Here is a 26,099-nt window from a genome sequence, read left to right as displayed (position 1 = left end):
GCTGTTTTTTTATACATCGCCTTCTGCTTATTGTTAACTGCTTGCGGACAAACTCTTTTGTCAGGCGCGAACTACTACAGTGCAGGTGATCAATAATCCATAGTCCAGCATCACCGGGCTTCTTCATTCAGTTAATGGGTGTTTGCTTGTTGCTTTTCGGGGCAAAGCGGGGTACATTGAATGGGTGAAGTTATGATGTTGGTGGTAGTGAAAGGATGCCAGTTATGTTCGATCCACAGCACTTCTATAGCCTGGATGAGTATTGGCACATTGCAGCAAACTTGCCGGATCAAAAATATGAATATGTGGATGGCGACATTCGTATGATGACCGGGGGTTCTCCTGCCCATGCCCAGATTGCAGCCAGGATTGCTGGTTTGCTTGATCGCGCTTTATATGCAACCAGTTGCAATGTGTATGGCTCCGATGTAGCCGTAGAATTCTCCCAGAAGCGTATTTACTATCCTGATGTCTCTATCTCTTGCGATCTAGAAGATAGGAAGCGCAAAAAGTCGATTGAAGCTCCTGCGGTTATCGTGGAGGTACACTCGCCTTCTACGGAGAAGATCGATCGAGGCGAGAAGCTTTTAGCCTATCAGCAGCATCCTACGGTGCAGGAAATTGTGTTTGTAGATTCGCGTAAGCACTTCGTTGAGCATCATCATCGCTCTGGCATTTCTAAGTGGGAGCACTTTCTTTATGCGGATGAGGATGATGTGGTAGAGCTTACGAGCATAGATACAACGTTATTGGTGCGGGATATTTATCACAAAGTGTATCTGGAATTGGAGGATTGAACACGTTATGAATGCTAGCGCCAGTATAAAATGAAGAGCACCCGGACGACCCCGTTCAGGTACTCACATAGAGCGTTGTTCGGTAAACAGTTGGCACGATCCATCAGATACTACAGCTTTATAGTGTGGATGCGGCGGTTGAGCAGTAACATGCTGGCATAAAATAGGCCGAAGCTGATAATTAAGAAGGTAAACAATAGCGAAAAGATAGCATATTCTTTATACAATTTATTAGTAATTATCAATATGTCAAAGATGTTGGATAGAATTAAGAAGAGCAGGCCGGGGAGATACCAGTAGAGAGGTTGCTGATACCAGTGTCGGGGTCTGCGCTGTAGCTTGTTTAAGAAGGCCAGTTTGGGTACAAAGTAGATGCAACAACCTTCACAGATGATGCTTATGATCACAAAAACGATGACCATGGTCAGGCGCACCTGGGCAATCTGGGCCGCAGACATATTTACAGCCAATGAGTACATTGTTTATTCCCCTTCTCGTTGATGCTGGCATAACTGTCCATTCAGTATGGCATCCGGGTTTCAACCGCTACGATGATCTTCGTCGATACATGTTGTATTATAGTACATCATATGTAAATAATCCAATCAATAACCCCTCGTTCCAAGATCTTCCAGTTCTCACACGTGGAGACGAGGCTACAAATCAATGAAACAGGCGTTGGATTTGGCATCCTGCTCATTGGAAAACCCTGTTCCTCATTCCCTCCCGTTACCGCCTTCAGCGGCAATCCGAGCGCATCTATGTTAAGAAGGTACGGCGTCCCATAGATGAATGAAACTGAGAGAAAGAATGAAGTTATCAACATGCTATCCAATTGTATTGGTATTCTTACTACAGACAAAGAAAAGGCAAGGTCACATTGCCTTGCCTAAAGAGTTCGTGTTTAATCTGGTGTGGTTGTTTTTATTATGTAGTTCTTTGTTATCCTGGTATATGCCTATTCCGCTAGCGCAACAACCTCAAGCTCGTGCCAGGACGGCACAAGCGCGACGGGCGCGCCATAGGTCAAAGGAAGTTGTGAGACCGCATTCAACACGCGGCTAACCATATCTACTGGCGGCTCCATTTGCTCTAATTTTTCTAGCATTGCATCAAGAGCAGCATCATCGGTTACATCAACAGCCAACAGGTCCAGCGATATGTTCTTCATAAGAACTCCCTTAAAGTTATTCATATTCGTTATCTGTCTTTAACACGAATAACCTTAGAAAGAAGTTTCAGTTTTCCAAGTTTTCTCAGGAAAGAGGCCGCTAATTCTAAACTTCTACAGAACCATCTCAAGCTACCTGTTAAGCTGGTATGCTGTTTCTCTTCATTTGCATGCCACCTGCGGACAATCCAATCCCGCTTCACAAAGCCAATCTAACAGAATACTAAGAAGCCGCCTCATTCAATTCGGGTTTCCAATGGCTGGCCATCGCTGTACGCAGCAGTGGACGTGCGCGCTGGAAATAGGTCTTGGCGGTCGCCTCAGGCATGTTTAAAGCTTTCCCAATTTCAGAGAAGCTCAATTGACTGGAATAGCGCAACAATACCACCGAACGGAATTTCGGGGGTAAGGCATCGATAGCCTCGCGTAATGCCTGCTGAAGATCACTGCGCTCCGCCATCTCATCTGGCAGTGGCTGTGCATCCGGCATAATATCTAGAGGAGACAGATCGTCATCATCCCGACTGGCCTCCAACTCAGAGAAGTGAATGGAACGTTTGCGACGCAACTCATCCAAACAACGGTTACGAGCGACCTGGAACAGCCAGGCTTTCAATGGCTCACCGGTACGTAAAGTTGGCATCGAAATATATAATTGCAAGAACACCTGCTGCGATACATCACAGGCCAGATCATAATCACCCAACAAATGACAGATAAAATTGAAGAGGGGTGTATTGTAACGGTTCACTAATAGTTCAAATGAACCCTGATCACCTGCGAGTGTACGTGTAACCAACATTCCATCAGTAATCTCATGTGTCTGTGTTTTCTGGACTCGTGTACGTTCTTTAACTTGCATAATTAACAACCTCACTTTCTTTTGACTCCTATAGCATAGGGATATTTGAGGGAAATTGCAAGCGTTTTTTGAGCTTAAAAGCTCTACCATAAGGCTCTCTAAGCGTAAATTTAAGTGCTTAGCACAAGCTTAGGATTAGATTAAAAATCTCTAATATTCTATTTTTAATCTAATCCTAAGCTACACTTATCTTATTCTAAGGTTGGAGGCTATCTGAGGAGGTTTACTGAGAGGAATAGGGATCTTTCTTAGAATACGAAACAGAGACCGCTTAGTGATACAACCAGATCAGCCATAGTTATCCACATAAAAAGCCAATTGTGGATAACTATGTGGACAAATGTTCAAGAGTGTGGATAACTTGCAAGCAACCATAAAAGAATTGCTAATCCTGGGGAACTTCGGATTGTCGGGCTGTCTGTTTGGCTGATGATGCTTTTTTAGGATTTTGTGCTGGCTCATCTGCAGCTAATTGTTTGGCTTGCGGACCATGAGGATCGGGATTGCCCTCGCTATCATACTGTCCTTGTCCATATTGCCCTGTGTTCCCCTGAGCACCGGTCAGGGTTGCCTCATCTGACTTCAGAGGCTTCTCTGGTTGTTTTTTATCCTCTGGCATAGCAGATTCTCCTTCATTTTACGTTGTATGTCCTGGCAGGATTATAAGGGAGAAGCAAAAATTCCTTCTTATGATAGGGCACGCAAGAGATTGGAAAAAGGATACTGAACAACAGCCATTGAGGTAGCCCTTAGCGTCTGGTGAGGATGAACGCCTCTGAATTGAGTATGCCAGCCGGGTCCCATTGAGCTTTCAAACGTTGCATCACTGCCTGGCTACCTGGCTGATAGCCCCGGCAGTCGATCTGTCCGCGCATTGCCGCTGGTTGTGCCATCACCAATACATATCCACCCAGAGCGAGGGCTGGTTGACGCAAGGCATCCAACCAGTTTTGCAGCTCGGCAAGGGTTGTGTACTGACGCACCACGTAGATAAAACCATTGGCGATATCCACGATATATGTTCCCTCTTGCAGGAGCGCGGCTTGCTGCTCACTGTACAGTACCAGATCTCTAGCAGGAATTCCAATGCGTACGACACATGTAGCAGCCGCATGCGGTGCACCGATCAGTTGCGACCAGAGATCACTACCCGTCAGCGTCTCCGTAAGAACAGGCTGCGGTGCCCCCAGATGCAATAAGGATGTCTGCACCTGTGCCAGTTCGGCCTCTACATCCTCCAGCACACCCTCGGCGGTATAGGCCAGTGTGTAAGGAGTATGCGTTAGCTCATAGGTTGTGACGTCACTGATCAATACCACAGCGGATGCCGTTAAGGCCAGATGGAGCATCTCCTGTCCCCAGCGCAGTCCACTGCTGAGATCCTCGACAGGAAAGAGCAAGGTGCGTTTGCAGCGCGGTAAGGATAATACTTTAAGGGAGATATCGGTCAAGAGGCCCAGCGTCCCATACGATCCCACAAACACCTTGGTCAGATCAAAGCCTGCCACATTTTTGACAATCGGGCGGCCAGTCCGAATGACGCGTCCATCTGCCAGGGCGACGGTGGCACAGAGCACAATATCCCGTACCGCACCATAGCGCATACGCAAAGGAGCGTTTACATTGGACGCCACCAGATCTCCAATCGTCATATCCGGCCATGGCGCGACCAGCGGTACATGCTTGCCATGTGCACGCAGAAATGTATGTATCTCTGTAAGCGGTGTGCCCGCGCCGACGGTCATAGAGAGATCCTCGGGAGCATAGGTAGAGATGCCCTGGAGTGCCGAGGTACTGAGATAGCGCCTGGGGCCGATCTGTTCAGCAGCTAATGGAGCACTGGTGATTGTAACTGGTTGACGCGCCCTGGTCAGTGCCTGTAATTGTCGCGCCGCCTCTTCAGCGGTAGCCGGGGTATAGCCTTGATTCGTTATCTCAGCCACAGCGGGCACTTGCTGTTCCAAAGGAATATAACCGGCATAAGGACCAGGCTCATCTGGCGCGGGCAGGGGAAAAATCTTGCCAGGATTCAAGAGGCAGCGAGGATCAAAGACCTGCTTGATATCCCACATAGCCAGCATCTCGGCAGCGTTATGCATCAAGGGCATAAAGTCGCGTTTCTCAATCCCCACACCATGCTCTCCTGTGATACTCCCACCCATCGCCACGCAGCAGCGTGCCATCTCGCGGCCGCCCGCATGGATACGCGCCATCAAAACAGGATCACCCGGTTCGGGAACCAGGAGCATAGGATGCAAATTGCCATCCCCGGCGTGGAAAACATGGCCCATACGTAGCTGTAACTCCTCCCCTACACGATTAGCCTCCATCAGCATCTCAGCCAGTCGGCTCCGAGGAACCGTGATATCAACCGTATATTGAGCCGGAACCTCACGGGCAATCGCGCCCGCTGCGCTTTTACGGGCCAGCCAGATCTTTGCCCGCTCTTCTTCAGTTCGGGCCACACGCATATCTTTCCCGCCATGGGATTCCAGAATATCCAATACTTCGCGCAACTGTCCATCCAGGCTCTCTGGATAGCCATCAAACTCGATAATCAGTACCGCGCCAGCATCCAGCGGCAGGTTAGCATGTGCGAACGGCTCAATAATGCGCACAATCTGCTGATCCATCATCTCCATGGTGGCTGGCATAAGTCCGGCGGCAATCACAGCCGAAACAGCTACCCCGGCCTGTTCCACTGAATCAAAGATCGCCAGCAAGGTCTTTACGGCAGGTGGACGACGCAGCAAGCGCAGCGAAATCGACGTCAACAAGGCCAGCATACCCTCGCTACCAGTAATCAATCCACAAAAATCATACTCGGGATAATCAAACGCGCGTCCACCAACCTGAATGCACTCCCCATCCGACAATACCACCTGCATGCCTATGACATAATTCGTCGTCACTCCATATTTAAAGCAATGGGGACCACCCGAATTCTCTGCCACATTCCCACCCATCGTCGAGGCCCGCTGACTTGAAGGATCGGGCGGAAAGTAGAGATCCAATGTCTGTGCCCGTTCGTCCAGACGTAGATTAATCAACGCTGGCTCAACCACCGCGCTCCGCCCAACGGCATCGATCTCCTGGAGACGATTCATATGCACAAACTCAACAATCATGCCGCCCTGTTCCGCGACCGCGCCACCTGACAGACCGGTACCAGCACCTCGCGCAATCAAAGGCACGCCATAGACCGCAGCCCAACGCATCACCGCAATAACCTCTTCCCTGGAACGAGGAAAGACCACAGCTTCAGGCAGCCCCTTATCCAGGCCACCATCAGCCTCATAAGAGATCAGCGTCGCCCTATCTGTCAACACGCGTCCAGGCGGCAGAAATCTTTTCAAGATATGCAGAGTGCTTTCTTTTAACATCACGCCAACCTTTCCGTTTTTGAGCATCATCGGTGCAAAAAATCGTTCATGAAGAACACATGAGTTTTCACACCTGCGTCTGCCTACAGGCGAGCACCAGGGCCTCAATGGGACTGGAAATTTGATATCCTCTTAGAGAGTTGCTATAAAAGTATAGCATGGAGGGTATAAGGAAACCAGCTACGATGGCAGTGATACGGATGAGTTAAACTGGGTAAAATCATCGGGAGAGGTTTTGGCCTGGACTTTCGGCCGTATCACACACGGCAATGTGAACGAGAAACAACTTCCCTGACCTTCAATTCCCGCGCTCTCAACCCAGATATGACCACCCATTGCCTCGACAAATTGCTTGCTCAAAAAAAGTCCCAGACCCGAACCGCCTACGCGCCCACTGGTCTCGCGCCGTAAACGCACAAACTGTTTAAACAGCAAAGGCATTTCATCCTCGGGTATACCAGGGCCCACATCCCGCACACTGATACAGATTTCAGGAGCTGCATGGAGAGGATGAACCACCATGCCATTCAAAGCCGCACTGACTGTGATCGGCGTATGTGCAGGGGCATACTTGAAGGCATTTGCCAGCAGGTTCCGTAAAATCTGGCGGAGATACTGAGCATTTCCCTGCACCACAATATAATCAGGAACATCCACATAAATGGAATGCTCCTGCACGCTCTTGGGATCAAAGCGCTCCAATACCTCAAAGAGGATATCTCGGACGGGCAGTTGTTCTGTATAGGGCGAAGGGCGATCTTTTTCGTTGCTCATTGTGTCCAGGACGTTATTGACCAGTAACTGCAACTCATCACAACCCTGCATGGCATGCTGTAAGAAGGTTGTACGAATCTCCGTATCTAACTGCTCACCGTGTTCTAGCAACAACTCAAGATATCCATACAGCGCCGTCAAGGGTGTGCGCAACTCATGGTTGACTTTCTGGAGAAACTCATCTTTCACCTCAGCCACGCGGCACTGTTCCTCGTACTTGCTTTCCGCAATTTCTTTTGCCTGTAAAGTGACCAGTAATATAGCGCGCAGCGCATTCACAATTAATCCAATGAGTATGCATATGAATGTATCGATACTCCACACCAGAAGATGAGAAGCTGGGGGCCAGACAAAGCCCATCTGCATAATATAATTCAGACCGGACAGGCACAACAATACAAACAGACAGATAAACAAGCCAGTGCCTTCAAAGATCCAGGTTGCCAGGATAGCCGGTATCACAAAGATGATAGGATTATGTCCGAGCCAGGGAGTGTACACGACGAGGACGAGCGAAATGAGTGCTGCGACCACTGTCCAGCACAATTGCGCCAGGAAAGATATATTTAAAGTGTAATAAAATATAGCATTTGGATAGCGCACGCTCTCCTCCACTTCGTTGCGGTAGAGCCAACCAAAAGCCTCTCATATTGAAAGATATCTATGATATCTATGAAAGTACTGTCACTTACAAAGATAAGTATTCACTTTATTATTTTACCATAAGGAAGATAAAATGAACATAAATCAATCTTTTTAGGCTAGAGGGAAGTTAGAAAGAGAAGAGGCTCGCGTGTTGAGCCTCTGGAATAATGTATGATGGTACATGGTGAGTTGATAATAGACAGGGAATCTGAATACAGGCTCAAGCGTTTCGATAAGGCAGGGCAGCAACAAAAGTACCAGCAACTTTTACATCGCCAGTTTGATCTTTCGCCTGTACCTTACCTTTAATATAGCCTTTTCCATCAGCTTCATATTTATCGGTGATTGTACCTGTGCATGTGATGACATCCTCAAGATGGGTCATACCTTTGAAGCGCACCCCAAATTTCTGTAATGGCAATGGGCCAGTATAATCGCTCAGCATCTGGCCGACGAAACCCATAATCAGCATTCCATGGGCGATGATACCACCCGTCCCAACGGCCTCACCGACCCTGGGGTCAGTATGCAAGGGATTAAAATCGCCTGAGGCTCCCGAATAGCGCACCAATTGTTGATGCGTGATTGGCGATTTCACTAACTGTGGAATCACATCTCCAACCTGCACATCCTCGAAATAGCGGCTGGTTGGAATATTGGCATGCGTTGTCATGTTTTTCTCCTTCAATTGAAGTCAATAGATCAGACCAGAGATGCGCACATCTTGATCTTCTAGAGATACAACCAGTCGCAGCTATTCCCGCACGATAAACATCGTTTTCACGTTCAAGACAGATTCGTTGCGTTGATTGGTATAACGAGTTTCGACGGTCACGATATCCATAGAGGGACGACTCTTCCCATCCACAATCGACATCACACCCGTCAACACATCATTAGCGACAATGGGCGCGAGATACTCATACGCCTCTTCCCCATGCAGCACCTGAGCAATCTGAATGCCAGTTTCAGCCAATTGTTGCCACATCAGGGTATTACCCCAAAAATTGAGCACGGTCGGAAAAGTGGGAGGCAAGGGCACATCCGCATAGCCAGCGGCCTGCGCGGCTGCCAGATCATGATAAATAGGATTTGTATCCCCGATTGCCAGGGCTAATTCGTAGACCTTACAACGCTCCACCCTCACAGTAAAGGGCGGGAAACTTTGTCCAATCTTACTTTTATCAAACATAGCCAGAACTCCTTTGTACATCACATGCGCTACCATAGAGGCAACTCGCGCACTCAGTATTAACCGTTCAATGCCGGTTGTCAAGTAAAAAAAACACTATCCAGAGGAAATCAGAAAAGCGTAATCGGAAAGATGCTTCTTTTCTCAAGATAGCGATATTTACCCTCACTCTAGCCTCAAGCGGACGGGCATGATATAATTTGCTTTACAAACACCCCCTCACGAGGGCTTATAGTGAGAGGAGCAAGCTAAAGCATCCTTAGTCGGTTGCTTTGCCAATATGTATTATGTTTCGTAAGATTTTAATTGCAAATCGTGGTGAAATTGCCTTACGCGTCATTCGCGCTTGTCGCGAAATGGGAATACGTAGTGTTATTGCCCACTCCGAAGCTGATCGTGATTCACTCCCTGTACAAATGGCAGATGAGCGGATTTGTATCGGCCCAGGAGCCAGTGGAAAAAGCTATTTAAATATCCCTAATATCATTAGCGCAGCTATTATTTCAAATGCTGAAGCAATTCATCCAGGCTATGGTTTCCTATCAGAGAATACGAGCTTTGCTCAAATCTGTCAGGATGTAAACATTACTTTTATCGGCCCTTCAGCCGAGGTAATGTCAGTTATGGGCGATAAAGTTTCCGCTCGCCAGGCTATGATCGAAGCAGGGTTGCCTACTCTTCCAGGCACCCCCGTTTTGCGTACCTTAGAAGAGGCTAAAGCAGCAGCAGCAGAGATCGGCTTTCCCCTGATGCTTAAAGCTGTTGCTGGCGGCGGCGGACGCGGTATTCGCTTGATTAATGCACCCGAAGAATTCGAACGGACATTTACTGTTGCTCAGAATGAGGTCCGTGAAGCCTTTAACGATGATGGCATCTACCTGGAACGCTATGTCGCAAAGGCCCGTCACGTCGAGATTCAGGTGCTCGTAGATAATTACGGTCATGGTGTCCATTTAGGTGAACGCAACTGCTCTTGTCAACGCCGTAACCAGAAGGTGCTCGAGGAGTCTCCTACCCCTATCTTGCCACGCGAGTTGTGCAATGAGATGGGTGAACGAGCAGTTCGGGCAGTGCAAAAGGTCGGCTATCGCAATGCCGGCACACTTGAGTTTCTGGTCGATGAAAAAAATCGCTACTATTTCATGGAAATGAATACACGCTTACAGGTCGAGCATCCCGTTACGGAGTTGGTCACAAGCCTGGATCTCGTGAAGGAACAATTGCGAATCGCTTATGGCGAACATTTGCAGTTGCGTCAAGAAGATATCAAATTGCGTGGTCATGCGATTGAGTGCCGCATCACGGCGGAAGATGCCGATAAAGACTTCCGACCACAAACCGGCGTTATCGAGAAGTATTTGCCACCAGGTGGACCAGGTGTACGCGTTGATAGCCATCTCTACGCTGGCTATGAGATCCCTCCACATTACGACTCGTTGCTCGCAAAACTGGTCGTCTGGGCTGAAACCCGGGATGAGGCTATCGCTCGCATGCAACGCGCTCTAGAAGAATATGTTATTGAGGGCATCACAACAACGATACCGTTCCACCAACGACTGCTGAAACACGAAGGGTTTATCAGCGGCGATACCTATACACGCTTCATTCAAGAAGAATCGGCAGCCTTAGGTATTAAGTAAGTGCAGATGCGTGCGTGCCAAGCTCAAATGCACTATGCTATGGAACGTTCTTAACTGGCATCCTGTGACGATGCCTTTCTAGACAAATGGGAGGTGACTTTATGTCTCGCGTAGTTGTAACCGGATTGGGACTGGTTACCTCGTTGGGCAACGATCTGGCCTCTACCTGGGATGCTTTAATCCAGGGAAAATCGGGCATTGGTGAGATTACTGCGTATGATACCAGTAAACACCGCGTCCATTTTGGCGGACAGGTTAAAGATTTCGATCCTACCCTGTATATGGATCGAAAAGAAATTCGGCGCAACGATGCCTATGAACAATTAGCGATCGCAACCACGAAACAGGCACTCGCTCAGTCGCAATTACAGATTACTGCTGAGAATGCGGATGAGATTGGTGTCTATATCGGTAGCGGTATCGGCGGCCTGGAGACTTTACACGATCAGTTTAAAGTACTCCATGAAAAGGGACCAGATCGCATCAGCCCTTTCTTCATTAATATGATGATTATTGATGGTGCCCCCGGCATTGTCTCCATTTTGACGGGAGCCAAGGGGCCGAACTGGGCCGCTGTTTCTGCTTGTGCAACGAGTGGCAACACGCTTGGTGAAGCCTGGGAGACCATTCGTCGCGGCGATGCTCAGGCCATGATTGCCGGTGGTGCCGAGAAAGCAATCACTCCGATTGCGATGGCTGCCTTCGACAATATGCATGCCCTATCCCGCCACAATGAGAATTATCAGGAGGCCAGTCGCCCCTTTGATGCCTTACGCGATGGCTTCGTGATGGGCGAAGGTGCAGCCATGCTGATCCTGGAGGATCTCGATTTCGCGAAGGCTCGTGGCGCGCACATTCTCGCCGAGATTGTTGGCTATGCCAGCACTGGAGATGCCAATCATGTGACAGCACCCGCCCCCGGCGGTGAGGGACTTGTCCGTGCGATGCGTCGCGCACTCAAGAAAGCAGGCTTGCGCCCTGAGGATGTTGATTATATCAACGCTCACGGCACCAGCACACCATTCAACGATAGCAATGAGACCCAGGCCATCAAAACAGTGTTTGGCGAACATGCGTATCGTATTGCCGTCAGTTCCACCAAATCAATGACAGGCCATACATTGGGTGCGGCAGGCGCAGTCGAAGCAGTGATCTCCATTCAGACAATTCTGAATGGCATCATTCCTCCTACCATCAATCTGCATCATCCCGATCCTGAATGCGATCTCGATTATGTACCCCATGAAGCGCGCCATGCCACCGTCAACGTGGTTATGTCAAACTCCATGGGCTTTGGTGGTCATAACACTAGCCTGATCTTCAAACGATACGAAGAGTAAGAGGACATGGATACAGAAAAACAATCATCGTGGTTGGAGCGCGTTGAAGCACTAGCAGCGGCGCTCGAGGGAAGCAGTGTAGGCGAACTGGCTCTAATAGAAGGTACGACCGAAATCACCATTCGCCGCAATCCGGAAATGGTGTTGACCAGCGTTCCTACTCCGGTTATGCTGGCTGGACAGCCCGCTCCGGCACCAGGAGCAGGACCGGGACGTACCCCTAAAGTGGATACATCGATACCTGTTATCGCACCGTTAACAGGCGTCTATTATTCTTCCCCGTCGCCCACCACACCATCCTTCGTCAATATTGGTGACGTCATCCATGTAGGACAGGTTGTGGCGTTGCTCGAAGCCATGAAGGTCTTTAATGAGATCGATTCAGAGGTTTCAGGACGTGTTGTCGCAATTGTTCCTACCAATGGAAATGTGGTCCAAAAAGGGGATGTGCTGTTGCGCGTGGAGCCTGTCTAGTCTCATGCACCAGAGCAAAACTCAAGAGAGGATCTCTCAATCTCAAAGGTTGGGGGTCCTCTTTTATTGCCGCCTTCGGCAGCAGGGAGAGAAGAGAGAGGTGGGGAACACCCCACACCCCAGCAGGGGGACGGCAGTCCCCTGCACCCCTTGCTTCCTTGAGCGTTGAGGGTGGGAAATGGGAAACGGGGAAACACCCCGGCTGGTGGGCTGCCTTCCCCTGCACCCCTTGCTTCCTCTGAAGCTCTTGTAGTCTTTCGGGAGATGGTTGTCAGGGGGGTTGCACATGCGCTATAATCCATTCCATATCATTGAGGCAGTGCGGCCTGCAAATATAGCCATGAGGGCCCGGGCGTCCCAGGTAGGACGGGAAGGAATCGTACACTATGCGTCTTGTAGAGAATGATGTAACTGTCGACACTACCCCTGAGGGGGAAAATCCTGTCACAATCGCCGATATCTGGCACGCCTATAAATACCTCAAACCGATTATTCACCATACCCCGTTGTCCCATTCTCGGACAATGAGTGAGATGACAGGCGCGGATGTCTATTTAAAATGTGAACATATGCAGCGCTCGGGTGCATTCAAAATACGAGGCGCAAGCTATAAACTTTCGACGCTGACCCCGGAACAACACAGGGCAGGAGTGGTCGCCGCATCGGCAGGCAACCATGCGCAAGGCGTGGCAATTGCAGCGGCCCAATACCATACTCCCTGCACGATTGTGATGCCAGAAAGCGCTCCACTGGCTAAAACGACCGCTACCGCAGGCTATGGCGCGAATGTCGTTCTTCACGGTGCGACCTATGACGATGCCTATCAACACTGCCTGGAATTGCAACAAAAGACAGGCGCGACCTTTATCCATGCCTTCAATGATCCAAAAGTTATCGCCGGTCAGGGCACGCTGGGACTGGAGATGCTCAATGATTTGCCCGATGCGGATGCGCTTATTGTGCCCATCGGCGGCGGCGGCCTGATGTCCGGTATCGCGATTGCTGCCCGTGCCCTGAAGCCGGATATCATTATTATCGGTGTGCAGGCTTCGGGTTCCGGCAGTTGTCTTGCCTCCCTGGAAGCTGGTTCACCCATCTCCTTGCCAGCTATCACCACAATTGCCGATGGCATCGCGGTAAAACGTCCAGGCGATTTAACCTTCTCAATTATCCAAAAACTGGTTGATGAGGTCGTGCTAGTGGATGATGAAGCAACAATAAACGCGGTCCTCCTATTGATGGAACGCTGCAAAATGATGGTTGAAGGAGCGGGCGCGATTGGCCTGGCATCGCTATTGAGCGGCAAAGTCAACCTCAAAGGCAAGAAGGTATTGGTCCCTCTGACCGGCGGAAATATCGATATTAATCTGGTCGGACGCTTTATCGAGCATGGACTGGCTTCCGCTGGCCGTTACTTTGTCATTCACACACGCCTGACGGATCGTCCCGGCGAACTTATGCGCATACTTGAGATTATCACCGAGATGAGGATCAATGTGATTGATGTACGCCATCAGCGTATCTCAAATCGGCTCCCAATCATGCAACGTGAAGAGACAATCACGCTCGAAACCAGCGACCGCACTCAGTGTCAACAACTTCTGCAACGTCTGCGCTCCGAAGGCTATATGGTTGAAGAAGCACAGACCTTCGACTAAGTGTTGGCCTGCGCTTTTTTGACCACAAACAAGCAGACACCTTGAGCTCAAAATTTCATGTATGAAGATCATAGAAGAGATTAAAAAAGGGGATGCATCGAAGTGATGCATCCCCTGGTTATATTTTGTAGACGTATGTGGACAATTAATCGCGGGCGCGGAAGATTTTGACGCGGCGATAAGGCTCTTTACCACGACTACGCGAAATGAGATTATAACGCGTAGCCATCTGGTGCTGCAAACGTCGGATGTAAGCATTGGCAGGCGCTAATTCGGCTGTGGTCAAACCTTTATTGAGCACCTGATGAATAGCATCTTCCGTCTCAAGCATGGCTTGCTTGCCTGGATCATCAAATTCAGTCTCACTATCGCCAGTGACCCGATCCGAAATGGCACTGGCTTCATCAATGGCATTTTCAGGAATGTCAAAGATGCGCGCGAAGGCATGTTGCATCTGCGCGATAGTGTTGTTCTTCAGAATAATAATCAACTTGCGCTCTTGCTCAGCTTGCTGCAAGCGCTCAGGCTGACGACGATAGTAATTCTTCAGCGTGATAACAGCATCGGCCTCACGTTCGTTGTTAGTAATCAGAACGGGCACCCCTAGTTGACGTGCGGACTCTGAGAGGCGATCGCGATTGACACCAAACGGATACACCTTCAGCGTCTTCGGCGGGCTAAAATCGCTGGCTGGCTCATTGGCCTGGAAGATGCCCTCAGTGATATCAGTCACCGGTCGGGACTGCGTCAATACAGCAGCACGCGCCTCGCCATCCCGTGGAGAGGTTCCAGTTGGAGCCAGGGCCTGCACCTGCGGAGCGATATGTGCGGTTGTCTGATTGCGATTGCGAACGCGCTCACCGCCACCACGTGGATCAACCGTGGGCACTCCTGGAAGACCATTGCTACGCAGTGAGCTAAGATGCGTGTGATTACGATCCGAGCGCTCAAACATACTGGTAGTGAAACCCTGTGTCTGCTGGCGAGCGGGTCCCCCCAGACCACTGCCCCAACCGGGTACATCCATACCACCCGTCGTGATACGGCGGACAGTCACTTCGCCGGTCTCTTCATCGCGTGTACGCTCTTCTGCAATGATCGCCTGACCCCGCAGCATATTATCGACCGTATCAGCGACATCACGATGGACGACCGCTTCATCCCAACTCTGCTGTTCCACCACCACGGCAAAAGTTGGAAGAGATTTACGCTCCTGAATACTTTTCTGTGTATGACGACGGCGCGCCTCTTCATCACCCAGGGTAACGGTTTGGATACCTCCTACCAGATCTGAAAGAGTCGGGTTCACCAGCAAGTTTCCCAGCGAATTACCATGAGCCGTTGCGACTAATTGGACACCACGCTCAGCAATTGTACGTGCCGCAGCCGCTTCCAACTCGGTACCAATCTCGTCAATGACGATAATCTGTGGCATATGATTTTCCACAGCCTCAATCATCACAGCGTGTTGCTCAGCCGTACGTGCTACTTGCATACGGCGGGCGCGACCAATGCCGGGGTGAGGAATATCCCCATCGCCAGCAATTTCGTTGGATGTATCGACTACGACCACACGCTTATTCGCCTCGTCGGCAAGCACACGGGCGATTTCACGCAGCAGGGTAGTCTTACCCACACCTGGACGACCAAGAATCAAAATGGATTGGCCCTGTTCGACTATATCACGGATCAGGGCAATACTGCCAAGCACCGCTCGACCGATACGGCAGGTTAAGCCGACAACTCGTCCTTTACGATTACGCATCGCGCTAATACGATGGAGTGTCCGCTCAATACCAGCCCGGTTATCGTCGCCGAATTCCCCGATACGTTCAACTACATACTCCAGATCGGCATAGGTCACCGGTGTTGTACTAAGGATCACTTCCCCTTCTGGGAAACGGCCCTCGGCAAGACGCCCAAGGTCCAGTACGATCTCCAGCAGTTCGCTTCGGTTTTCGAGACGATTGACCGCGTCGTGGATGTCTGGCGGTAATGTAGCCAGCAGAGCCTCCAGATCGTCAGTGATCACATGTTGCATAGGCAGTTTGTCACCTCATAGTTTTTTGGCGTGAATTGACCGTCCCCAGACCCTTCAAGCCATAGACCGCTCGTTGTTCCAGCAGGGGGACTGTGCTCTGCCTCGTGGCGAGTAACGCCACGTGTCGCACTAGCAGAACCTTTGTCAGGACCTGCTCAAATCCACTATTACAAAGAGCGGTGTTAACAAAAGAGTCGTACTCTCGCACCAGGCAATAAATGCGACGTACGTCGACTTCCAGAAGACGTCGGATGCCGAATTGAATCAGCGGTTCGGCAAGGTCACTATGTTCTGGATGCACAAACAATGAAATGCGGTGCGGCGTCGAGCCGTGACCTCGATAAAGCCGCATCCAGGCACCAATACGCACACCGACATCACATACATAATTCTCGTTGCCCCGGGTAAAAGGGGAAACAACAGGCTGTAGTGAGCCAGCATGGAGTCTGGCAAATTCTTCACTGTTCTCATAGAGTTCAGCCGTCAACACACGTTGAGGTGTGGTTGCACGGTAGAGCTGGTATAATCCCCATGCGTGATGGCGATGCCAGCGACGAAGCGAAGGCAAGTCAGGCTCGGCTGATTCATATGTTGACCTGGATGTCTGGCTTTGGGGGTCATAGACATATGTCAGCTCACGCGCATAGCGCTGAAAACCTGAACGTTGGAATAATTCCATTTCTGGCGCGTCATCTTCAATTTTCGCGAATATACGCAGAATGCCATGAGTTGAGGCCATTTCTAACGCGTATTCCAGGAGGGCGGTGATAATATCGTCACCCGCCAGATTAGTACCCTCACGGTTCCCCATCGCGGCCAGGAATGAAAGATCCCAGGCGACATGGGAGGGGCGTTCGCGTACCTGGGCAAAACCTAGTAAGCGCCAGTGGTCCTCGCAGATCCAGGTGCGGATCGTGGGAGGAATAGGTAGGAGATGCCTCAAGAATGAAGGCGCAGGTTGCGCACTCTCCACCGTCTCGAGCCAACACACAAAATGTGCGAGATCGTGCTGATTGCCTCGAGCACGGTGGTCAATGGCGTAGATGATTCCCGGTAAATCTACATATAACACCGGTCTTATCATCCACAACTCCCGCATTGGATAGAAGGCGTAATTTTAGACCGCTTCTACCGCTGCATGCTCTGTACTATGCGGAGAAAGTATTGGTGAAAACGTGTGTCTCCTGAGACTTCAGGATGAAATGCAGTACCAAGTAAGCTTCCTTCACGGACAGCAACGATGGTTCCATCGTCGAGCGTTGCCAGCACCTCTACCTCTGGACCCACGCTTTCAACCTGCGGTCCACGAATGAAAAAGGTGTGGAATGGCGCTTCGCCTAATACGGGCACTGACAGATCAGTTTCAAAACTTTCTCGCTGACTACCAAACGCATTACGGCGGACGCGAATATCCATGCTTGCCAGCAAGGGCTGGCCGGCCATGGAATTGTCCGTCTCCCTGGCCAGTAAGATCAGACCTGCGCATGTCCCCCAGGTGGGGAGGCCGGCGCGAATCTTTCTTTGCAATACCTCATGGAGTTCGTAGACAACCATTAGCTTTCCAATCGTTGTACTCTCTCCACCCGGTATTATTATACCATCTATTTCTTCAAGATGTCGGGGAAGGCGGATAGCTACGGCCTCCGCGCCAAGCTCTCGCAACATCTTGATATGAGCATCAAAATCGCCCTGTAATGCTAATACGCCGATACGCGGTGTTGGGTTGTATTTTTCCATGTGTCTCTTTTTACCACCAGACCCTACCAGCCACGACGGGCCATTAACTCTTGCTCAGGCAGGGTGTCCAGATTGATACCAACCATTGGCTCACCGAGATTGCGCGAGACTTCAGCCAGAATCTCGGGGTCCTGATAATGGGTGGTCGCTTTGACAATTGCTTTGGCACGCGCCAGAGGATCACCAGATTTGAAAATGCCGGAGCCCACGAAGATACCTTCCGCGCCTAAACGCATCATCAAAGCAGCATCAGCAGGGGTTGCAACACCACCAGCAGAGAAATTGACGACAGGCAGCTTCCCGGTACGTGCAATCTGCAATACCAGATCATAAGGAGCACCAAGCTCTTTGGCCTCGGACATCAACTCTTCTTCCGGCAGGCTTTGCAGGCGACGGATACCATCCATGACGGTGCGCATATGGCGGACGGCCTCGATGATGTTACCAGTACCGGCCTCACCTTTGGTACGCAACATGGCGGCACCTTCACCGATACGGCGTAATGCCTCGCCCAGATCACGTGCACCACAGACAAAGGGGATTGAAAATTGGCGCTTGTTGACGTGGAAGCGCTCGTCGGCTGGCGTCAGCACCTCTGACTCATCGATACAATCGACGCCAATGGCTTGCAAGATTTCGGCTTCAACAAAGTGACCAATGCGGCACTTCGCCATCACAGGAATGGTCACCGCCTGCTTGATTTGGATGATCAATTCAGGATCGCTCATGCGAGAGACGCCACCCTGGGCACGAATGTCTGCTGGCACGCGCTCGAGTGCCATGACGGCAGAGGCACCGGCCTCTTCTGCGATTCTTGCCTGCTCGGCATTGATGACATCACAGATGACACCGCCCTTTAACATTTCTGGAAAACTACGTTTAACCTGGTCTGTTCCTATCTGCTTTTCCATGTGTATATCACTCCTGGCGTGCTTATATGCTGTATTGTATAAAAATAGAAGTAGTCTATCCTGCCCAAATTCTAGCACAGGTCATCGGCTAACTGCTACAGCCAATGACTTAAAAGGAGACCAGCCATCTCAATTGGCTGCTTTTTGTGATGCTTGAAAGGAAGGGAAGGGACAAAAAGAAAACTCTGTCTTAATCTCGCAAGAGTTGGAGACTTAAGCGCAGAGCTTGATCGACACGAGCCAGATCTTCTTCGGTGATGGAACCGCGCCGCCGCAGTAAACGCGACTTCTCAACGGTCATAATCTGCTCGCACTTCACATCAGTGAAATCAGTTAACCCATTCTGGGGACTGGGTGTAATGCGCACATGCAGCGCGATTTCGCGCTCGGTACGGCTCATAGAGGCAACAATAGTCAAAGGATATGATCCCGAAGCGTTCCCTCGATCATTCTGTATCACTAACGCCGGTCGAGTACCCTGTTGTTCAGCGCCCCGGCCAGGTGACCAATTGACATCCCAAATTTCGCCACGGAGTGGAGCTGGCACACTGCCATTCGCATCCTGCTGCTGTTTCAGGCTGGGCAACGATTGCCTCGCCTCATTACTCATGCATACATACCTTCACGACCAGCACAAAAACAAAATTGAGCTTCTTCAAGAGTTTCGGGGATTGTTCCTAGATATGCGTAAGCCTCGTCGAGGGAGTGGTTGAGAGAGAAAATTTCACGTTCGCGCTTTTCAATAATTACCGATTTGACCTGCTGGTAATCATCTTGTCGCATCAAATCCACAATCGCTTCCAGTACGTCTCCTAAAGAGGAGTCGAGTTCTGCAGCCAGTGCATTGAGCTCGCTGTGCTGAGTAGAAGGGATCTGAATCGATTTTCGAACGAGGTGCTCATGACGATAAAGGTCTGTATGTACAACAGCCATGAAGGTGCCTCCTGGTGATAAACACGACGCCATCTCTTCTTATTGTACTGGGGTGCTTGGTAATTGTCAATCAATTTATCCCCAGATTCTTAGAAAGCTGAGAAAAAATACTAGGCGAAACGCCTATGTATTTTCCCAAATTAAGCATATAAAGCACCAAAATCAAGCTGAATCCAGGACATACTACCTATTGAGATAATAGCGCTGGCTTAAACGCAGGGTAAGCAATAGACCGAAGGAAACAGCCAGCAAGACGACTGCCAGCGCGATTGATTTATCCAGATCCGATTCGGAGGCAATATAGACGGCAATGGGCATCGTCTGAGTGGTACCGGGAAAATTGCCTGCAAAAGTAATCGTGGCACCAAATTCGCCCAATGCACGGGCCCAGCTCAAACCGATACCCGAAAGCAAAGCTGGCCGGATCAATGGCAGAACGACATGCCAGAAAGTATAGAACGGCGAGGCCCGCAAGGTATAAGCCGCCAGTTCATAGCGCCGATCCAACTGCTCAAGTCCGGCTTTGGTACTATTGATAAAAAACGGAGCTGCGATAAAAATCTGCGCCATCACCACAGCCACAGTCGTAAAAGGAATGGTAATCCCCACCAGATCCAGATAGTGACCTATCAACCCCATCCGTCCAAAGCTCAACAGCAATGCCACCCCCGCAACCACTGGCGGCAGAACCGTGGGCAGCGTGACCAGCGTTTCCAATACAGCTTGACCCCGAAAGCGGGTGCGTACCAGCAGATACGCCACGGGTAAACCAAAAAGGATCGTCAGGAGCGTGCTGATGGTTGTTGTGACCACGCTTAACTGCAAGGACTGAAAGATATCTGGCTGCAATAACTCATTCCAGATCACGGAGGGCTGTTCGCGAAAAAATAAAGAGACGAGAGGGATACCCAGGAAGAGGAAAAAAAAGCTGGCGAGCAATGCTACTCCCAGCCAGATGATTTTTTCTGTGAGCAGCATACCTGGCATGCCGCTCTTCTGTATTTGTTGTGTATTCTGCATACATTCCACTCACAAAGTGTTTGATTCCCATCACCATCGGGATACCTGCTGGCAGGCGCATGCGCGCCTGCGCCCTTTTTAGTATGTGATGTAGAAAAGGTTCTTCGAACCTTTTCTACATCACATACTAAAAATCTGTTTGAGCACCATTGGTGCGAAAACTCATGCGCCAGGATGGCGAAGACCATGGGAATCAAACACTTTGTGACAAAGTGTTTGATTCCCATGCACTCCTGCGCCCTTTTTAGTGGTGTGATGTAGAAAAGGTTCTTCGAACCTTTTCTACATCACACCACTAAAAATCTGTTTGAGCACCGCAGGTGCGAAAACTCATGCACAGAGATCGTGGAGAGCACGGGATCTTACTGCTCACCTGCTGGCAGGCGCTTGCGCGCCTGCGCCCTTTTTAGTATGTATTGTAGAAAAAGTTCGTAGAACTTTTTCTACAATACATACTAAAAATATGTTTGAGCACCATTGGTGCGAAAATTCATGCGCGAAGATCATGGAAACGATGGGATTTTGGCACGCTCTCAAATGCTATTTATAGCAATAAAATGATATTTGGTCAGGATCGCCTGCCCATCCGCCGAGAGGAGATAAGTAATGAATGCATGAGCAGTCTGCGCATGGGCACTGTTCTTCGTCACAGCGACAGGATACTGGGCAATGACATTATCCTGATCGGGAATCGTCAATGTTTCAACCTTTGTGGATGCTGCACTCGTCACATCAGTAAGATAGACAATGCCTGCATCGGCCTCTCCTAATTGTACCTTCTGAACGACTGCTTTGACATTTTCCTCTTGTGAGACGATATTTGCCCTGACACTCTTCTCATACGCCACTCCATAGGCAGAAGATTTACCCAGCTTATCCAGTACCTGCAAGCTATATTTGCCCACTGGAACCGCAGGAGCACCCAGGACGATTTTCGTTCCAGCTTTCGCCAGATCCTTTAAAGAAGTGATATGACCGGGATTACTATTGGGAATGATAACAACCAGCTTGTTGCGCGCAAAATTTTGACTCTGCGTGACCACGCCAGCATCAATCGCTTTTTGCATGTTTATCTGGTCGGCAGATGCAAATACATCGGCCTCAGCACCATTAGCAATTTGCTGCTCCAAAGCCTGCGAACCATTAAAATTATACGTTATCGATACATCAGGATGGGAAGTATGATAGGCGGTTTTAATGGCATTAAATGACTCGGTTAACGAGGACGCCGCAAACACGTTCAGAGATACGGCTGAAGAAGATGATGTTGATGGCGTTGTCGTAGTTGATGATGTGGCGGTGGGACTACTTTCACCGCAAGCTGCCAGTAACAGTAATAAGATGATCAGCACGAGTGGAAACAGGCGACCGGCAAACTTCACGCAGAACCTCCTCAAGACAAACTCTATCTCAACATATAAGTACTCACTCGTTGAGTATAACATACCTTTCTTGAGAAAGTGAATACCTCCATACGCCAAAGTATATTTAGAGTTGGAAGAGCCATTTTAGTTTATGTCGTACGGCTACTATAGCATTTTCATTACCAATACATCTTTGCTCTTCTATAATGAAGAGAATAGCTTTGTTTGCTATGCGGTATTCCTGTTCATTGTCCCCAGGAATATATTCTTGCATCCCAACTAAACTATCTGATAGAATGGAACAGGGTGAACCAAAACAAATCAGCACAGAGTAGCTATCCCAAACTTTACATGATCCAAAGCCCTGGAAAACTTTGTGTCAGCGCCTCACTCAGCGAATGGCAGGTGATCAATATTTACCTGCCATCTTGTCTGATGGGGAACTGCTCCAGGCAACCCGAGACAATTTTCATACAGATCTGAGATATGTTGTAGCAAACAATGGCTTCCAATGTATGGCTGCAAGGCCAATCTGCTGAAGCCACTGTAGCAGGATTGGAGATTTTATGAGCGACCAATTCGAAAAAAAACCACCAGTAACAACGACAGATGCGGGCATTCCAGCCACCAGTGATGAGCATTCACTCTCGGTTGGCCCCAACGGCCCTTTGTTACTGCAAGATCATTATGTGATTCAAAAGATGGCGCAGTTTAACCGCGAGCGTGTGCCTGAGCGAGTGGTACATGCCAAGGGTAGTGGCGCTTTCGGCTATTTTGAAGTTACCGCCGATGTAACCAAATATACCAGCGCTGCCTTTCTTAATACTGTTGGCAAGCGTACGCCGGTTCTCTTGCGCTTCTCAACAGTAGCTGGTGAGCAGGGTTCTGCGGATACCGTCCGTGATCCACGCGGCTTTGCCATCAAATTTTATACCGAAGAAGGCAACTACGATCTGGTTGGTAATAACACCCCTATTTTCTTCGTACGAGATCCATCGAAATTCTCGGACTTCATCCATTCGCAGAAGCGCATGCCTGGAGACGATATGCGCAGCAGCAATGCGCAATGGGATTTCTGGTCTTTGTCCCCGGAGACGATCCATCAGGTGACATTCTTGATGACTGATCGTGGCACCCCACGTACCTATCGCCATATGGACGGCTTTGGAAGCCATACCTTTATGTGGATCAATGCGCAGAGCGAGAAATTCTGGGTCAAGTATCACTTTAAGACCGAGCAGGGTATCGAGAACTTTACGGATGCCGAGGCCAAAGCCATGACGGCTGAAGATCCCGATTTCCATCGCCGCGATCTTCGTGAGGCCATTGACAAAGGAGACTTCCCGGCCTGGCGTCTGGACATGCAGATCATGCCCTTCGCCGATGCCGCCAACTATCGCTTTAATCCATTTGATCTGACCAAAGTCTGGCCGCATAGCGATTATCCAGCCATCACGGTCGGTCGTCTGGTACTGGATCGCAATCCAGAGAACTTCTTTGCCGAGATTGAACAGGCTTCGTTCGAGCCATCCAACATGGTTCCCGGCATCGGTCCCAGTCCTGATAAGATGCTGCTCGGGCGCCTGTTCAGCTATCCAGATGCGCATCGCTATCGCATTGGCACCAACTATCTGCAGGTCCCGGTCAACCAGCCGAAGAGTGAAGTGCATAGCTATAACAAAGATGGTTCCATGCGCTATCGCCATAACGGCAACCAGCCAGTGTATGCGCCCAATAGCTATAGCGGACCACAGGCCAATCCCAACATTATCGAGCCCGGTTGGGAAACTGACGGCGCGTTAGTACGCAGCGCCTATACCTTGCACGCTGAGGATGATGATTTTGGGCAGGCTGGCACGCTATACCGCCACGTTCTCTCGCCGGAAGACCGTGATCATCTGGTAAACAACATCGTGAACCATATGAGTCAGGGCGTTGAGAAATTCATTCAAGAACGTGCCATCAAATTGTGGTATCAGGTCGATCCCGATCTGGGTACCCGCATCGCCCAGGGCCTTGGCTTAGCCATCTCTCTACAGGTTGAAGAAGTCAAATAGTTTTTATATGATGCATAGTATGCTTGAAAAGCATACTATGCATCATATAAAATTTAGACTACTCTATTTCCAAGAACTTTACCGGACATAATCCTCAATTTACCTACTTGAGGTGTTTTACAGGTTCTCCAAAAATCTGGAATGGCTCATATTACACGGCTTTAAGAGATTGAAGTCTTGAGCCAGATTCTGAAAGAGCGGTCAATTTAGCTATGGTATCTGTTCCGGAAACAGGAGTGTACACCATCATGCGTAAACCGGGATGATCTGCAAGCTGGAAGGTCGTTGCCTGCATGCGTAACAATCCAACGAGAGGATGATCGAGATGTTGCTGTCCCGTATGCACCCCTTGCACATCATAACGCGGCCACCACTCGCGAAACTCTGGACTCACCTGTTCGAGATCCGTGATTATTTTTGTCAACCATGCTTCTCCAATATAGCGCTGGGTGCTGGCACGAAAGAGGGCCAGTGCGTGTTGCGCTTCTCCCTCCCAATTGACGAGCCGTGTACGTAACCGTTGATCTGTAAAGAGGAACCAGAGGAAATTGCGTTCTCGGGGAGACATCGTGCTGAAATCAGCATACACCTGACAGGCCGCCTGATTCCAGGCGATGATATGCCAACTAGGACAGACAACATAGGCAGGATAGACTCCCATCGTCTCAAGAATGAGTTGGAGAGCAGGATCAACCATATCCTCCGCGGGAAATGGGGTGGCAGGAAGTTGCTCTCGCGCCAGAACGAAGAGATGTGCTCGCTCATCTGCATCTAACTGTAAGGCGCGAGCCAGGCTTTCCACTATTGGAGTCGAGACAATAATATCTCGTCCTTGTTCTAGCCAGGTATACCACGTCGTCCCCACTCCCGCAACCAGCGCCAGTTCTTCTCGGCGCAGTCCTGGTGTTCTGCGGCGCGTTCCCATGGGCAATCCAACTTGACTGGGGGAAATGCGCTCACGGCGGGTCCGCAAAAACTGGGCTAATTCTGATCGTCGCTCTTGCTCTTTCATCGTCTACTTCCTTATCCTGTTAGTTTTTATACCAGAATAATTTGGCTCCTGGTTCTAACATCACTCACATTGCATAATTCTAGCACACATGATAAATGTGCCTTTGCGCTTACACGCAAAGCGTTGATGTGACGATAGATCTTTCTATTCAAACAAAAGGAGTCTACAGCATGAGTTCTCAGCAGGTCATCCTTGTAACAGGAAGCAGTAGTGGGTTTGGTCGCAGAATTGTTGAAACACTGGCACGGCAAGATCATATAGTATTTGCTTCTATGCGTGATGTCAATGGACGCAACGCCTCGCATGCAAATGCATTACGCGACTTCGCGCAACGCGAACATCTCGCTCTTTCCGTTCTCGATCTTGACGTGACCGACGAAACCTCAGTCAACCAGGCAGTTCAGACAGTGATTGATCAAGCGGGGCGCATTGATGTAGTCGTGAACAATGCAGGAGTCGCCTATTCTGGAATCACCGAGGGATATACGCTCGATCAGGTTCGAACGCACATGGAGATCAATTTCTTCGGACCCGTTCACCTGGATCGCGAGGTCCTTCCATACATGCGCCGCCAGCGCAATGGCTTACTGATCCATATGAGTTCCATACTCGGTGGCTTAGTTTTTCCCTTCTCAACACTGTACGCTGCCAGCAAAATGGCTCTTGAAGCACTGGCTGAAGGCTATCATTATGAACTTGCCCCTTTTGGAATTGAATCAGTCATCGTAGAGCCTGCACTATTTGCGACAGAGATACTGACAAGTCAGCAAGCTCCTCGCGATCAGGAGCGATTGATCGAGTATGGAGCCCTCAACGACATTGTTGCTCAGGTATTGCATGCCAACGAAGCAGCGAACAATAGTCCAGATGCACAAAATCCACAGATCGTTGCCGATGTGGTTGCCGATCTCATTGCACAACCACAAGGGACACGTCCCCTCCGAACGATCCCCGGCATCGACCTGGGATTAGCACCCGTGAATGCCGTAAAAGCACAGGTTCAACAGGCACTACTCGATGCATGGGGGTTGACTGAACCTCTCGCTTTCAAGATACCCAACGAAGACACAACAGAGAGGTAATATAGT

The 26,099-nt window shown here is 49.8% G+C and carries 24 protein-coding genes; 7 read left to right on the top strand and 17 right to left on the bottom strand.

The features are described from left to right. Positions 1-224 precede the first annotated feature (224 nt). Positions 225-797 (top strand): Uma2 family endonuclease, encoded by a 573-nt coding sequence (locus F1593_RS02045; protein ID WP_172631790.1) that lies wholly within the window; start codon positions 225-227, stop codon positions 795-797. A 110-nt stretch (positions 798-907) separates the two neighbouring features. Here F1593_RS02045 and F1593_RS02040 read toward each other — a convergent pair whose 3' ends face one another. The 8 genes from F1593_RS02040 to F1593_RS02005 form a co-directional block, all read right to left on the bottom strand. Beyond that, positions 908-1,276, bottom strand: a complete 369-nt coding sequence (locus tag F1593_RS02040) for a hypothetical protein (protein WP_149399838.1) — start codon at positions 1,274-1,276, stop codon at positions 908-910. Between the two features lie 479 nt (positions 1,277-1,755). Beyond that, positions 1,756-1,968, bottom strand: coding sequence for a hypothetical protein (locus tag F1593_RS02035; protein WP_149399836.1), 213 nt, complete (start codon positions 1,966-1,968; stop codon positions 1,756-1,758). Between the two features lie 223 nt (positions 1,969-2,191). After that, positions 2,192-2,830, bottom strand: coding sequence for an RNA polymerase sigma factor (locus F1593_RS02030; protein ID WP_149399834.1), 639 nt, complete (start codon positions 2,828-2,830; stop codon positions 2,192-2,194). A gap of 385 nt (positions 2,831-3,215) precedes the next feature. Beyond that, entirely contained in the window at positions 3,216-3,449 is a 234-nt protein-coding gene (locus F1593_RS02025; protein WP_149399832.1) for a hypothetical protein, read from the bottom strand. A gap of 130 nt (positions 3,450-3,579) precedes the next feature. After that, positions 3,580-6,213, bottom strand: a complete 2,634-nt coding sequence (locus tag F1593_RS02020; RefSeq protein WP_149399830.1) for an FAD-binding oxidoreductase — start codon at positions 6,211-6,213, stop codon at positions 3,580-3,582. A gap of 180 nt (positions 6,214-6,393) precedes the next feature. After that, positions 6,394-7,590 carry an ATP-binding protein gene (locus F1593_RS02015; RefSeq protein WP_149399828.1) on the bottom strand — a complete coding sequence of 399 codons (1,197 nt, stop codon included), beginning with the start codon at positions 7,588-7,590 and terminating at the stop codon, positions 6,394-6,396. Positions 7,591-7,852: 262 nt separating this feature from the next. Continuing rightward, positions 7,853-8,305: a MaoC/PaaZ C-terminal domain-containing protein gene (locus tag F1593_RS02010; RefSeq protein WP_149399826.1), complete on the bottom strand. Its 453-nt coding sequence runs from the start codon at positions 8,303-8,305 to the stop codon at positions 7,853-7,855. An 81-nt stretch (positions 8,306-8,386) separates the two neighbouring features. After that, positions 8,387-8,824 carry an FAS1-like dehydratase domain-containing protein gene (locus F1593_RS02005; protein ID WP_149399824.1) on the bottom strand — a complete coding sequence of 146 codons (438 nt, stop codon included), beginning with the start codon at positions 8,822-8,824 and terminating at the stop codon, positions 8,387-8,389. Between the two features lie 287 nt (positions 8,825-9,111). On the opposite strand from F1593_RS02005, the gene accC reads away from it, so the two are divergent. The 4 genes from accC (at position 9,112) to ilvA (ending at position 13,936) form a co-directional block, all read left to right on the top strand. After that, positions 9,112-10,464, top strand: coding sequence for an acetyl-CoA carboxylase biotin carboxylase subunit (gene accC, locus F1593_RS02000; RefSeq protein WP_149399822.1), 1,353 nt, complete (start codon positions 9,112-9,114; stop codon positions 10,462-10,464). Positions 10,465-10,565: 101 nt separating this feature from the next. After that, entirely contained in the window at positions 10,566-11,804 is a 1,239-nt protein-coding gene (gene fabF, locus F1593_RS01995; RefSeq protein ID WP_149399820.1) for a beta-ketoacyl-ACP synthase II, read from the top strand. 6 nt (positions 11,805-11,810) lie between these two features. Beyond that, positions 11,811-12,278 (top strand): acetyl-CoA carboxylase biotin carboxyl carrier protein, encoded by a 468-nt coding sequence (locus tag F1593_RS01990; protein WP_149399818.1) that lies wholly within the window; start codon positions 11,811-11,813, stop codon positions 12,276-12,278. A gap of 386 nt (positions 12,279-12,664) precedes the next feature. Continuing rightward, positions 12,665-13,936 (top strand): threonine ammonia-lyase, encoded by a 1,272-nt coding sequence (ilvA, locus tag F1593_RS01985; RefSeq protein WP_149399816.1) that lies wholly within the window; start codon positions 12,665-12,667, stop codon positions 13,934-13,936. 145 nt (positions 13,937-14,081) lie between these two features. Here ilvA and F1593_RS01980 read toward each other — a convergent pair whose 3' ends face one another. The 8 genes from F1593_RS01980 to modA form a co-directional block, all read right to left on the bottom strand. Next, on the bottom strand, positions 14,082-15,977 hold the full coding sequence (locus F1593_RS01980) for an AAA ATPase domain-containing protein (protein ID WP_149399814.1): 1,896 nt from the start codon (positions 15,975-15,977) through the stop codon (positions 14,082-14,084). A 10-nt stretch (positions 15,978-15,987) separates the two neighbouring features. Then, the gene (locus F1593_RS01975; protein ID WP_149399812.1) at positions 15,988-17,061 is read right to left on the bottom strand and encodes a GNAT family protein; all 1,074 of its coding nucleotides are present in this window, start codon (positions 17,059-17,061) and stop codon (positions 15,988-15,990) included. Between the two features lie 44 nt (positions 17,062-17,105). Further along, on the bottom strand, positions 17,106-17,714 hold the full coding sequence (gene pdxT / locus F1593_RS01970) for a pyridoxal 5'-phosphate synthase glutaminase subunit PdxT (protein ID WP_149399810.1): 609 nt from the start codon (positions 17,712-17,714) through the stop codon (positions 17,106-17,108). A 23-nt stretch (positions 17,715-17,737) separates the two neighbouring features. Continuing rightward, positions 17,738-18,625: a pyridoxal 5'-phosphate synthase lyase subunit PdxS gene (pdxS, locus tag F1593_RS01965; protein ID WP_149399808.1), complete on the bottom strand. Its 888-nt coding sequence runs from the start codon at positions 18,623-18,625 to the stop codon at positions 17,738-17,740. A gap of 190 nt (positions 18,626-18,815) precedes the next feature. Next, complete coding sequence (locus F1593_RS01960; protein ID WP_149399806.1) at positions 18,816-19,235, bottom strand: type II toxin-antitoxin system PemK/MazF family toxin; 420 nt, start codon at positions 19,233-19,235, stop codon at positions 18,816-18,818. Continuing rightward, positions 19,232-19,558 carry a hypothetical protein gene (locus F1593_RS01955; RefSeq protein ID WP_149399804.1) on the bottom strand — a complete coding sequence of 109 codons (327 nt, stop codon included), beginning with the start codon at positions 19,556-19,558 and terminating at the stop codon, positions 19,232-19,234. The genes F1593_RS01960 and F1593_RS01955 overlap by 4 nt, the downstream gene beginning before the upstream one ends. A gap of 183 nt (positions 19,559-19,741) precedes the next feature. Further along, positions 19,742-20,578, bottom strand: a complete 837-nt coding sequence (locus tag F1593_RS01950; RefSeq protein ID WP_149399802.1) for an ABC transporter permease — start codon at positions 20,576-20,578, stop codon at positions 19,742-19,744. Between the two features lie 533 nt (positions 20,579-21,111). Next, positions 21,112-21,960: a molybdate ABC transporter substrate-binding protein gene (gene modA / locus F1593_RS01945; RefSeq protein WP_172631789.1), complete on the bottom strand. Its 849-nt coding sequence runs from the start codon at positions 21,958-21,960 to the stop codon at positions 21,112-21,114. Positions 21,961-22,508: 548 nt separating this feature from the next. On the opposite strand from modA, the gene F1593_RS01940 reads away from it, so the two are divergent. Next, a complete protein-coding gene (locus tag F1593_RS01940; protein WP_149399797.1) occupies positions 22,509-23,999 on the top strand; it encodes a catalase in 1,491 nt (496 codons plus the stop codon). 151 nt (positions 24,000-24,150) lie between these two features. Here F1593_RS01940 and F1593_RS01935 read toward each other — a convergent pair whose 3' ends face one another. Continuing rightward, complete coding sequence (locus F1593_RS01935) at positions 24,151-25,011, bottom strand: helix-turn-helix transcriptional regulator (protein WP_149399795.1); 861 nt, start codon at positions 25,009-25,011, stop codon at positions 24,151-24,153. A 170-nt stretch (positions 25,012-25,181) separates the two neighbouring features. Between F1593_RS01935 and F1593_RS01930 the strand changes: the two genes are divergently transcribed. After that, entirely contained in the window at positions 25,182-26,093 is a 912-nt protein-coding gene (locus F1593_RS01930; protein WP_149399793.1) for an SDR family oxidoreductase, read from the top strand. Positions 26,094-26,099 lie beyond the last annotated feature (6 nt).

Source organism: Dictyobacter arantiisoli (genome assembly GCF_008326305.1).
GTDB classification, from domain to species: Bacteria; Chloroflexota; Ktedonobacteria; order Ktedonobacterales; family Ktedonobacteraceae; genus Dictyobacter; species Dictyobacter arantiisoli.
This window is presented reverse-complemented; position numbering and strand designations above follow the sequence as displayed.